Genomic DNA, 12,104 nt, shown 5'->3' on the forward strand with positions numbered 1-12,104 from the left:
AAAACTTGCGGGTTGGACACGAGCTCGCTCGGCGCATAGCGCACGCCAAGACGAACAAGCTTTACTCGTTGTCGTCGTCCTTGTTGCTGTCGTCGTCGCTCTCAGACTCCTGCTTCACGACCTGAGAGAGAAGGTCGTCAAGAGAGCCAAGGTCCTCGTTGATGACGTCAGAGTTGTTCGACGTATCGGTAGAGCCGCCAATGAGCTCGTCGTCGTAGTGATGCTTGGCAGGCGCGGCGGTGCCCAGCATGATGTCAGAGTCGGCATCAGGCGAGAAAACCATGTTCAGCAGCTGAGAGAGGTCCTCAGAATCCGCCTCGTCCTCCTCGGGCTCGAGTATGTAGAGAAGGCCGCGAGCCTCAAGGCCGTCGCGAAGTTCCTCGATGGCCTTGGCACCGATGCCATCGATGCGCAGCAGGTCGTCCTCGGTCTTGCCGATAAGGTCGCCGACGGTCTCGATGCCGACCTCGCTGAACTTGTTGGTCCAGCGCTGTGACACTCCGAGGTCATCGAACAGGTACAACTTCGCGTCCTCGCTGGACAGGGTGCGACCGTTCTTGGAGTACACCCCGCCATAGCCATATTCGTCGCCAACCCAGTCAAGCTGCTTGGGCAGCTGTTCCTCGATGCCCTTGAGCTCGTCGGGCGCCCACTCGGGAAGGCTCTTGGCCATGGGGGAGGTGGGACCGTCGATCTTGGTGCCGCGATAGGTGAGCTCGACGTTCTGGTAGGCGGGAAGACCGGTGCCAGCCGGGATCTTCTTGCCCACGATGACGTTGGACTTGAGGTCGAGCAGGTTGTCAACCTCGCCGGCGATAGACGCCTCGGTGAGGACGCCAGCCGTGCGAATGAACGAGGCGCTGGACAGCCAGGAGTCGATGGAGCTTGCAACCTTGAGGGTGCCAAGGATAACAGGCTCGGCCTCGGGCGGCGTGCCGCCAGCCAGCGTGATATTGCGGACCGTCTCGGCAAAGACATAGCGGTCGACGTACTGGCCAAGCAGGTACTGAGAGTCGCCGGGGTTGGTGACCTGGACGCGGCGCAGCATCTGGCGAGCAATGACCTCGATGTGCTTGTCGTTCAGATCAACGCCCTGGGAGGTGTAGACGTCCTTGACCGAAGCGACGAAGGTGTGCATCGTCGACTCGATGTCCGTGAGCTTGCGGAGCTTGCGGAAGTTGACGAAGCCGCGCGTGATCTGGTCGCCAGCGCGAACCTCGGCGCCGTCCTCCATGCCAGGCATGAAGCTGGCGGAGGCAGGGATGCGCCACTCCTCGAGGATGCGGGAGTTGTCGTCTGAATCCAGGATGCGGATGAGGTACTCGGTCTGCTCAGGAGTGATCTGGAGCTTGCCAGAGACAGGCGCAAGGTCGGCCTCGCGGCCCAGGATCTTCTCGTTGACGTTGCCGACGACGTCGAACATACGAGCAACGGTAGGGAGACCCTGCGTAATGTCGTCGGCGCCAGCGACGCCGCCGGAGTGAATGGTACGCATGGTCAGCTGAGTGCCGGGCTCGCCAATCGACTGGGCTGCGATGATGCCCACGGCCGTGCCGATGTTGACAGGGCGACGGGTGGACAGATCCCAGCCGTAGCACTTCTGGCAGACGCCGTACTTTGACTTGCAGGTGAGCAGCGCGCGAAGCTCGACCTTCTTGAGGCCATGCGCCACGAGCATCTTGAGGTCGTCCTTGGACTCGATGTAGCCGTCCTTCGGGATAAGGACCTCGCCCGTCTGCGGGTCAACGATGTCATGAAGCGTGCAGCGGCCAATGAGGTCGGTGTCGACGTCCACCTCGCCCGGCTTGATGAGCGGGTAGGTGACGGCCTCGTCGGTCCCACAGTCCTCCTCGCGGACAATGACGTCCTGGGCAACGTCGACGAGTCGACGGGTCAGGTAGCCAGAGTCAGAGGTGTGCGACGCCGTGTCCACGAGGCCCTTACGGGCGCCGTAGGTCGAGATGAAGTACTCGAGCGGCTGAAGCCCCTCGCGGAAGTTTGCCTTAATGGGCAGGTCGATGGTGTCGCCGGACATATCGGCCATAAGGCCGCGCATGCCAGCGAGCTGGCGAAGCTGCGTCTTAGAGCCACGTGCGCCGGAGTCAGCCATCATGTAAATGGGGTTGTCCTCGGCAAAGCCGGCCAGCATCTCGGTGCCCAGCGTCTCGGTGCAGTTGGTCCACTCTTCGACGACCTCGCGGTGGCGCTCCTTCTCAGCGAGCAGGCCGTTCTCGTAGTTGTCGTTGATGGCGTCGACCCTCTCCTGCGCCTCGTCAAGAAGCAGGGGCTTGTCCTCGGGGATGATTGCATCCCAGACGGAGACAGTCAGGCCAGCCACGGTAGCGTAGTGGAAGCCGACGGACTTGATGGCGTCCAGAATCGGCTCGACGTCCGAGGTGGAGTAACGGTCGCAGCAGTCGTTGACCAGCGTAGCGATGTCGCTCTTGACCATCTTGTAGTTGATGAACGGATAGTCGGGCGGCAGGCACTGACGGTTGAAGATGACGCGTCCGACGGTGGTCTCGAGACGTGCGTAGTGGTCGGTGACGTCGATGTCCTCAAACTCGCCCTTGCCGGTCATGACGCGGAAGATCCTGCGATTTCCTTCGATGGTGTTGGCATCTGCAGCGGAAAGGCGCACGACGACTTTGGCCTGAAGGTTCAGGTCGGGGCTCGAGTCGATGGCGAGAAGGGCGTCCTCAAAGTTTGCGAACACCTTGCCCTCGCCGTTGACGCCATCCTTAGCAGTAGTCAGGAAGTAGACGCCAAAGACCATGTCCTGAGACGGAACCGTGAGGACCTTGCCGGATGCAGGAGAGCGCAGGTTGTTTGCGGACAGCATCAGCACGCGGGCCTCAGTCTGAGCCTGCGTCGACAGGGGCACGTGCACGGACATCTGGTCGCCGTCGAAGTCGGCGTTGAACGGCGCGCACACGAGCGGGTGCAGGTGGATGGCCTTGCCCTCAACGAGGACCGGCTCAAAGGCCTGGATGGACAGACGGTGCAGCGTAGGTGCGCGGTTGAGAAGCACCAGGCGGTCCTGGATGACCTCCTCCAGCACGTCCCAGACCGCAGGCATGCCGCGGTCGATTGCGCGCTTGGCTCCCTTGATGTTGTCAACCTTGCCGAGCTCGACCAGACGACGCATCACGAAGGGCTTGAAGAGCTCGAGCGCCATCTGAGAAGGAAGGCCGCACTGGTGAAGCTTGAGCTGCGGGTCGACGACGATGACGGAACGGCCAGAGTAGTCGACGCGCTTGCCCAGCAGGTTCTGGCGGAAGCGGCCATGCTTGCCCTTGAGGGCCTCAGCGAGCGACTTCAGCGGACGACCGCCACGACCGGTGACCGGACGACCGCGACGACCATTGTCAAACAGGGCGTCGACAGACTCCTGCAGCATGCGCTTCTCGTTGTTGACGATGATTGCGGGAGCGTCGAGGTCGAGCAGGCGCTTCAGGCGGTTGTTGCGGTTGATGACACGGCGATAGAGGTCGTTCAGGTCAGACGCAGCGAAGCGACCGCCGTCGAGCTGGACCATAGGACGCAGGTCGGGCGGGATCACGGGGATGACGTCCAGAATCATGTTGGCGGGGTCGTTGCCGCCCTTCAGGAAGGCGTCGACGATCTCGAGGCGCTTGATGGCCTTCTCGCGCTTCTGCTTCTGCGACTCGTCGGAGGCGATGATGGCGCGCAGCTCGGCGGCCTCCTTCTCGAGGTCGATGCCGCGGAGAAGCTCGCGCACGGCCTCGGCGCCCATGCCGCCCTTGAAGTAGATGCCGTAATAGCGCTTCATCTCGGAGAACAGGCTCTCGTCTGCGATGAGCTGGCCCTTCTCAAGCTGCATGAACTGCTCGTATGCCTCGGTGCGCAGAGCCTTCTCGTCGTCGTACTCTTCTTCGAGGTCGGCAATGCCAGCACGAATCTCCTCCTCGGAGAGCGGCTCGACGTCGCTGAACTCGTCGTCAGCGGGCTTGCCCTGCTCCTTCAGGCGCTCGATCTGGTCGTCGCGCTCGGCGTCCAGCTCCTCGAGGTCGGCAGCGAGCTCCTCTTTGAGGTCTTCCGCGTCGGCCTCGCGTGCCTCGGTGTCAACCGAGGTGATGACGTAGCTCGCGAAGTAGAGGACCTTCTCGAGGTCCTTGCTCTTCATATCGAGCAGGCGGGACATCGGGAAGCTTGCGGGGCTCTTGAAGTACCAGATGTGCGAGACGGGCGCGGCCAGCTCGATGTGGCCCATGCGCTCGCGGCGCACCTTGGCGGTAGTCACCTCAACGCCGCAGCGCTCGCAGACGATGCCCTTGAAGCGGATGCCCTTGTACTTGCCGCAGGCGCACTCCCAGTCCTTGACAGGACCAAAGATCTTCTCGCAGAACAGGCCGTCCTTCTCGGGCTTGAGGGTGCGGTAGTTGATGGTTTCGGGCTTCTTCACCTCGCCGTAGGACCAGCTGCGAATCTGGTCGGCAGAGGCAAGCGAGATCTTGATTGCGTCGAAGTCGGTGGTATCGAAGTCTGCCACAGTCGCTACTCCTTATCGCTGTTCTCGTTGCTCACGAGAGACTCGTCGTCCTCGCCAAGGTCCTTGGCAAGGCCGTGCATGAGGTCGTCGGTCGTGTTGATTTTGGCGAACACGTCCACGGAGTCCTCGGGCTTCTTCTCGTCCTGCTCGGCCTCGGTGGAAGCGGGCTCGACCTTCTCTGCCTTCTTGTGGTAGGAGATCGGCTCGATGTCGAGGGCAAGGGAGCGCATCTCCTTCACGAGAACCTTGAAGGACTCGGGGATGCCCGGCTCGGGCACGTTCTCGCCCTTGACGATGGCCTCGTAGGTCTTGACGCGGCCGTTGGTGTCGTCAGACTTCACGGTCATCATCTCGTGGAGGACGTTGGCTGCGCCGTACGCGTACAGAGCCCAGACCTCCATCTCGCCGAAGCGCTGGCCGCCGAACTGCGCCTTGCCGCCCAGCGGCTGCTGGGTAACCAGGCTGTACGGGCCGGTCGAGCGTGCGTGGATCTTGTCGTCCACCATGTGACCGAGCTTGAGGATGTAGCTCGTTCCCACGGTGATGGGGCTCTTGAAAGCCTCGCCGGTGCGACCGTCGTAGAGGGTGGTCTTTCCGCGCTCGTTCAGCTGCGGCACGAAGGCGGCGTTCATGTGGTCGCCGTAGTCGCGCATGGCCTTGTTCATGAGGTTGATGTTGGTGCGGCGGATGACCTCTGCGACCTCGTCGTCGCTCGCGCCGTCAAAGACGGGCGTCGAGACGTAGACGGGACCGGGCACGTACTCCTTGGAGTTGTCCGTAGTGTCGTCCCAGCCGTGAGCGGCAGCCCAGCCCAGGTGGCACTCGAGCAGCTGGCCGACGTTCATACGGGAGGGCACGCCCAGCGGGTCGAGAAGGACGTCGATGGGGGTGCCGTCAGCCATGTAAGGCATGTCCTCAACGGGCAGAACCTTGCAGACGACGCCCTTGTTGCCGTGGCGACCAGAGATCTTGTCGCCCTGCTGGATCTTGCGGCGCTGAGCGACGAAGACGCGGACGAGCTCGTTGACTCCAGGCGGGAGGTCGTCGCCAGCCTCTCGGCTGAAGCGCACGATGTCGACAACGCGGCCGTAGGCACCGTGAGGCATCTTCAGCGAGGTGTCGCGGACGTCGTGGGCCTTGGCGCCAAAGATTGCGCGGAGCAGGCGCTCCTCTGCGGTAAGCGCAGTCTCGCCCTTAGGCGTGACCTTGCCTACCAGGATGTCGCCAGGACCGACCTCGGCGCCGATGCGGATAATGCCGTCGTCGTCCAGGTTGGCGAGCATCTCCTCGGACTGGTTCGGGATCTCGCGGGTGATCTCCTCGGGACCGAGCTTGGTGTCACGGGCATCGATCTCGTGACGGGAGATGTTGACCGAGGTCAGCAGGTCCTCCTGCACGACGCGCTCGGAGACGATGATGCCGTCCTCGTAGTTGTAGCCCTCCCACGGCATATAGGCCACGGTGAGGTTAGTGCCCAGCGCGAGCTCGGAGTGGTCGATCGAGGTTCCGTCAGCAAGCGGCTGGCCTGCCTCGACATGATCGCCCACGTGCACGATCGGGCGGTGGTTGATGCAGGTGCTCTGGTTGGAGCGCTGGTACTTGGGCAGGTCATAGCGCTCGGCGCCATGCTCGTCGGAGTAGACCACCACGTGAGCGGCGTCGACCTCCTCGATGGTGCCCTCGTGCGCAGCGCAGATGAGCTCGCCGGAGTCAAGGGCGGCGCGAGCCTCCATGCCAGTTCCGACGTAAGGAGCGTGGCTGCGAATCAGAGGAACAGCCTGGCGCTGCATGTTAGCGCCCATGAGGGTACGCTTTGCGTCGTCGTGCTCGAGGAACGGAATCAGGTTAGCCGCCACGGAGAGCATCTGGCGCGGCGAGACGTCCATGTAGTCGACGTCTTCGACGTCTACCTGGGCAGGAGCTCCGAAGGTGCCGTCGAAGTCGCGCGTACGAGCAATGACGCGGTCGGGAGTGAAGAGGTTGCCCTTGGAGTCGCGCGCAACGAACTCCCTGGTCTTGGGGTCGTAGGGCGTGTTGGCAGGGGCGATGTTGTGGTTCTCCTCCTCGTCAGCCGTCATCCACACGATCTCATCGGTAACCTTGCCGTCAGCGACCTTGCGGTACGGGGCCTCGATGAAGCCGTACTTGTTGACGTGGGCATAGAGCGCCAGAGAGCCGATGAGTCCGATGTTGGGGCCCTCTGGGGTCTCGATCGGGCACATGCGAGAGTAGTGGGAGTTGTGGACGTCACGCACGGCCGTCGGGACGTTGGTGCGGCGGCTGGAGCCAGACTTGTGGCCAGCAAGGCCGCCAGGGCCGAGCGCGGACAGACGACGCTTGTGCGTGAGGCCTGCAAGCGGGTTGGACTGGTCCATGAACTGGGAGAGCTGCGAAGAGCCGTAGAACTCCTTGATGGACGCCACAATCGGGCGGATGTTGATCAGCGACTGCGGCGTGATGTCGTCGACGTCCTGAGAGGCCATGCGCTCGCGCACGACGCGCTCCATGCGCGAGAGACCGATGCGGAACTGGTTCTGGACCAGCTCGCCGACAGTGCGGACGCGACGGTTGCCAAAGTGGTCGATGTCGTCGGTGTGCTTGGTGTCGTCGCCCTCGTGGAGCGCCAGCAGGTAGCGCAGCGCGGAGACGATGTCCTCCTCGGTGAGGACGCGGACGTCATCGGCAACATCAAGCTCGAGCTTCTTGTTGACCTTGTAGCGACCAACGCGGGCGAGGTCGTAGCGCTGTGGGTTGAAGTAGAGACCGTCGAGCAGCGAACGAGCGGAGTCGACGGTAGGCGGCTCGCCTGGGCGCTGGCGACGATAGATCTCGAGAAGCGCATCCTCGCGGGTGGTTGCGACGTCGCGCTCGATCGTGGAGCGAACGACCTCGGAATCGCCAAGCAGCGAAAGGATCTCGTCATCGGTCTCGGCAATGCCGAGGGCGCGCAGGAACACCGTTGCGCTCTGGCGACGCTTGCGGTCGATGGAGACCACCAGATGGCCGCGCTTGTCGACCTCGAACTCGAGCCATGCCCCGCGGGCGGGGATGAACTGCGCACGATGAATCTGCACGCCAGAGTCCATCTCCTCGGCGAAGTAGACGCCAGGCGAGCGGACGAGCTGAGAGACAACGACGCGCTCCGTGCCATTGATCACGAAGGTGCCGCGGTCGGTCATAAGCGGGAGGTCGCCCATAAAGACGAGCTGCTCTTTGATCTCGCCCGTCTCCTTGTTGACGAAGCGCACGTCGACAAAGAGAGGAGCCTGGTAGGAAAGGTCCTTGGCGCGGCACTCGGCGAGCGTATGGGACGGATCGCCAAACTGGTGCTCTCCGAAGGTGACGGCCATTGTCCCGGCGGAATTCTCAATGGGAGAGAATTCGGCAAAGGACTCGGCGATGCCCTCGGTCATGAAGCGCTCGAACGACTCCTTCTGGACGGAAATCAGGTTCGGGAGCTCCATAGCAGGCGGAATCTTGCTAAAGCTCTTGCGTTGACGGGTGACTTGCGGTTTAGTGTTGGAAGTCTTTGCGGTAGGCACCGTGCTTTTCCTCCTTAGCGGGTGGAAGGCGGCTTTTGTCGCAAACTAGTAATTTAGACAAGGCGTTTCTTTGCGTCAATAAAAAGCCTTGACTTTTAGGGTGAAAGCCGGTAGAGTTCGTTTTTCTCCACAAAATCGGCGGAATTATTTTTCCTATTTCAAAATTCTCTACAAAATCAGCATATTCCCTCTGAAATGGCGCGTCTCGCCATCAGAAGGGAATTTTTTCTCGGTGCTTTGCGCCTGAAAAATGGTCACTCATCGCTTTCGATAGAGAAAAAGCCCCACGGCCGCATCGCTGCAGGTCATGGGGCCCAGGTCGAGCTTAGCGAACCTGCGGAGCGCGAGCGTTCAGCCAGGCGAGAGCGTCGGCAATCACGGCGTCCTTGTCGTACTCGTTGAATATCTCGTGCATCAGGCCGGAGTAGATGCGCAGGCTCTTGTCCTTCGACGCGATGGTGTCAAAGAGCTCAAGGCTGTCCTTTGGTGAGACAAGCCCGTCTGCTCCACCATGCAGAATGAGAACGGGGTCGACGAATAGCTGCGGGTTCTCGCGCATGAAAACATGACCGTTGTGCAACGCGCGGAAGAGCCCGACCGACATCTGCTTCATGACAAGCGGGTCTGCCATATAGCGCTCCCCCACCGACGGATCCGAGCAGACGCCATCGCCCAGCTGGTTGGGAACGTAGTCCAGATCATCCATGTCCTTGCACTGCTCAATCACGTTCTGGCCGAGCTTGCCGTTGTCGCGCGTCCAGGCGCCTGAGAGCACATATCCTGCCACCTTCTTGGGATGCAGGTGGCCATAGAGAGCTGCGCCGTAGCCTCCCATGCTATGCCCGAGCATGAAAACGGGGATATCGGGGTTCTCGGAAAGCGCGCGATCGACGACGACGTCGGTGTCCTTGGCAATCTCGTCGTATGCGCTGTAGTAGACCTTTGTGCCTTCGCTCTTGCCATGCCCCCTGTGGTCAAAGCGATAGACCGAGTAGCCCTGTGCGTTCAGGCGCATCGTCAGATAGTCATAGCGACCCTGGTGTTCGCAAAGCCCGTGGACAATCACAACGGCAGCACGGGGCTTGGCAACCGCATCGGTCTTTCCATAGAGGTTGATGCCATCAAACGTTTGGAACGTGTACTCCTCAGCCATCTGAGACCCCTTTCGAGAGGCGCCGGAAGCTCCGGCAAGAAGCCGCTGCGCATGCAGCCAGACATCTCTTGTATACCGCGCAGGCGGCGCTTTGCCGCCATTTGCTACGCAGATGGATGAAGCGCCCTCGCAAGCGTACGGATGCACAGAGCTCGAATCTGGAAGACCAAGCTGCGCGCAAAAAAGGGCCGGACCCGAAAGCCCGACCCTTCAGAAGTGCAGCCGAAATGCCTGAAGTTACTTCAGGGTGACGGTGGCGCCAGCCTCCTCGAGCTTGGCCTTGGCAGCCTCGGCGTCCTCCTTCTTGGCACCCTCGAGGATAGCCTTAGGAGCGCTCTCGACGAGGTCCTTGGCCTCCTTGAGGCCCAGGTTGGTCATCGTGCGGACAACCTTGATGACGGCAATCTTGTTGGCGCCGAAGGACTCGAGGACGACGTCGAAGTTCGTCTTCTCCTCCTCAGCGGGGGCCTCTGCGCCAGCTGCAGGAGCAGCGGCGACGGCGACGGGTGCAGCGGCGGAAACGCCAAAGACGTCCTCCAGCTCGTGAACGAGGTCAGCGAGCTCGAGTGCGGGCATCTCCTTGAGGGCCTCAACGATCTCTTCCTTGGTAACGGCCATTTCAATTCTCCTTTTAGGTCGGGGCACGCGCACGCGCCCTTATGAGTTTCTAACGATGCGAAACGCGGACGCGTTACGCTGCTTCCTTCTGGTCCTTGAGCGCGGAAAGCGCGGTGACCAGACCCCTTGCGGGACCAGCGCACACCTGTGCGATGCCGGAAAGCGGGCTTGCCATGACGAACACGAGCTGAGCGATGAGCTGATCGCGAGACGGAAGGTCTGCGTAGGCCTTGGCGGTATCGGCGTCGATGGCCTTGCCCTCGACGATGCCGCCGAGAACCTCCATCTTGTTGAGCTTCTTAGACTCGTCCTTCAAGACCTTAGCGGCCTCGACGGGGTCCTTGTCATAGAACACGTAGGCGCAGGTGCCTGAGAGCATGTCGTCAATGTTGGGCATGTCGGCGTTCTTGAGCGCGATCTTGACGATGTTGTTCTTGTACACCTTCATCTGGGCACCAGCATCGCGAAGCGCGCGGCGAACCTCCTGGGCTTCCTTGACGGACAGGCCGCGGTAGTCGACGACAAAAAGGCCCTGAGCCTGGTCGAGTGAAGCGTTGACCTTCTCGAGCATGTCGATCTTGGACTGTGCGGGCATTGTTACACCTCCTTCATGCTATGGTCGGGCACGAACGCCACGCGGGCGGACCCTTGCATAGCAAAGGCCCCGTCCGGCAAGCCAGGCGGGGCCTCAAGGCGACAAGCTCTGAGTACCACCTCGGCAGGCGGGAAAGCATCCCCTTAGGCTCTTGCGAGCACCGGCTGTCTCTGGCAGCGAACGTGCAATCTATGCTGGACCTGAAGTCCAGCAATTGACTAGTCTATACGAACTCATCATCAGGTCAAGCGTGATGCTCTCCTCCCACAAACCTCCACGTTCTTCCATGGAATGCAAAAAGCCGCGTCCCGGTGAGAGGACGCGGCTTCTATCGATTCACAAAGAGAAATGCCTGTGGCGCTAGTCCATGAAGGCGCGCGTGACGGAGGGGTCAATCTTGACGCCAGGACCCATCGTGCTGGAGACGACGATCGACTTGACGTAACGGCCCTTGGCGCTCGAGGGCTTCACGCGGAGAAGCTCGGTGTAGAGGGCGCCGTAGTTCTCAACGAGGTCCTGGACCTCGAAGGAAGCCTTGCCCATGGGAACATGGCAGATGCCGTAGCGGTCGGCACGGTACTCAACACGACCAGCCTTGAGCTCCTTGACCATCTTCTCGACATCCATGGTGACGGTGCCGAGCTTGGGGTTCGGCATGAGGCCACGAGGACCGAGGATACGACCGAGGCGACCAACCTTGGCCATCATGTTGGGGGTTGCGATGGCAGCGTCGAAGTTAAGCTCGCCATCCTGAATCTGCTTGACGAGGTCATCGGAGCCGACGATGTCAGCGCCAGCAGCCTCGGCCTCACGAGCCTTCTCGCCCTCGGCGAAAACGGCGACGCGGACGGTCTTGCCGGTGCCGTGAGGCAGCGAGATGGAGCCACGGACGTTCTGGTCGGCCTTGCGGGTGTCGACGCCCAGGCGGATGGCGACCTCGACGGTCTCGTCGAACTTAGCGCCGGCGAGCTCCTTGACGAGGGTCATGGCCTCCTTGGGGGTGTAGAGCTTGCTGCTGTCGACCTTGGCGTCAGCTGCGTTGTACTTCTTGCCGTGCTTAGGCATGCTTTCTTACCTCCTGTGGTCAGCGGGCTTGCGCCCTCCCACATATGATTGGCGAATACTCGCCACTTCAGAGAGACGCCCGACGGGTTCGGGCGGTGGTGCCAATGGTGCGTAAAGGCTTTAAGCCTCGGCGATGGTGACGCCCATCGAGCGAGCGGTGCCTGCGACGATCTTCTTGGCGGCCTCGATGTCGTTGGCGTTGAGGTCCGGCATCTTGATCTCAGCGATCTTGGTAAGCTGCTCCTGCGTGAGCTGGCCAACCTTGTCGCGCTGAGGGACGCCAGAGCCGCTCTTAAGGCCAAGCTCCTTCTTGATCAGCTGGGCCGCGGGAGGGGTCTTGGTGATGAAGTCGAAGGAACGATCCTCATAGACCGTGATCTCGACAGGGATGATGTCGCCAGCCTTGTCCTTGGTCGCTGCGTTGAAGGCCTGGCAGAACTGCATGATGTTGACCTGAGCAGCACCCAGGGCAGGACCAACGGGAGGCGCAGGGTTAGCCTGACCGGCAGGAATCTGAAGCTTAATGAAGTGGACAACCTTCTTCTTTGCGGGCATTGTCTCCTCCTGATGCGAACAAATTGAATCGAACTATCTTCGAGCCTGCCCTCGAGAAGCAAT

The 12,104-nt window shown here is 61.4% G+C and carries 7 protein-coding genes; all 7 read right to left on the reverse strand.

All coding sequences use genetic code 11. The annotated features are described in order from the left end of the window. Positions 1-61: 61 nt before the first annotated feature. A complete protein-coding gene (locus ACOYJL_RS06180; protein WP_433569351.1) occupies positions 62-4,513 on the reverse strand; it encodes a DNA-directed RNA polymerase subunit beta' in 4,452 nt (1,483 codons plus the stop codon). 5 nt (positions 4,514-4,518) lie between these two features. After that, positions 4,519-8,055: a DNA-directed RNA polymerase subunit beta gene (locus tag ACOYJL_RS06185; protein WP_433569352.1), complete on the reverse strand. Its 3,537-nt coding sequence runs from the start codon at positions 8,053-8,055 to the stop codon at positions 4,519-4,521. A gap of 325 nt (positions 8,056-8,380) precedes the next feature. Then, positions 8,381-9,208: an alpha/beta hydrolase gene (locus tag ACOYJL_RS06190; RefSeq protein ID WP_433569353.1), complete on the reverse strand. Its 828-nt coding sequence runs from the start codon at positions 9,206-9,208 to the stop codon at positions 8,381-8,383. A gap of 237 nt (positions 9,209-9,445) precedes the next feature. Then, positions 9,446-9,826, reverse strand: coding sequence for a 50S ribosomal protein L7/L12 (gene rplL, locus ACOYJL_RS06195; RefSeq protein WP_433569354.1), 381 nt, complete (start codon positions 9,824-9,826; stop codon positions 9,446-9,448). Between the two features lie 73 nt (positions 9,827-9,899). Then, positions 9,900-10,421, reverse strand: a complete 522-nt coding sequence (gene rplJ / locus ACOYJL_RS06200; protein WP_433569355.1) for a 50S ribosomal protein L10 — start codon at positions 10,419-10,421, stop codon at positions 9,900-9,902. A gap of 360 nt (positions 10,422-10,781) precedes the next feature. Continuing rightward, on the reverse strand, positions 10,782-11,486 hold the full coding sequence (gene rplA / locus ACOYJL_RS06205; RefSeq protein WP_433569356.1) for a 50S ribosomal protein L1: 705 nt from the start codon (positions 11,484-11,486) through the stop codon (positions 10,782-10,784). A 120-nt stretch (positions 11,487-11,606) separates the two neighbouring features. Beyond that, entirely contained in the window at positions 11,607-12,041 is a 435-nt protein-coding gene (rplK, locus tag ACOYJL_RS06210; protein WP_433569357.1) for a 50S ribosomal protein L11, read from the reverse strand. Between the last annotated feature and the right edge of the window lie 63 nt (positions 12,042-12,104).

This window comes from Tractidigestivibacter sp., from assembly GCF_050946515.1.
Lineage (GTDB): Bacteria > Actinomycetota > Coriobacteriia > Coriobacteriales > Atopobiaceae > Tractidigestivibacter.

What these genes read in the sequence shown, in the direction of transcription:
- rplK (WP_433569357.1), bottom strand. Translation starts at nt 12,041, where the DNA reads ATGCCCGCAAAGAAGAAGGTTGTCCACTTCATTAAGCTTCAGATTCCT.
- rplA (WP_433569356.1), bottom strand. Translation starts at nt 11,486, where the DNA reads ATGCCTAAGCACGGCAAGAAGTACAACGCAGCTGACGCCAAGGTCGAC.
- rplL (WP_433569354.1), bottom strand. Translation starts at nt 9,826, where the DNA reads ATGGCCGTTACCAAGGAAGAGATCGTTGAGGCCCTCAAGGAGATGCCC.
- ACOYJL_RS06190 (WP_433569353.1), bottom strand. Translation starts at nt 9,208, where the DNA reads ATGGCTGAGGAGTACACGTTCCAAACGTTTGATGGCATCAACCTCTAT.
- rplJ (WP_433569355.1), bottom strand. Translation starts at nt 10,421, where the DNA reads ATGCCCGCACAGTCCAAGATCGACATGCTCGAGAAGGTCAACGCTTCA.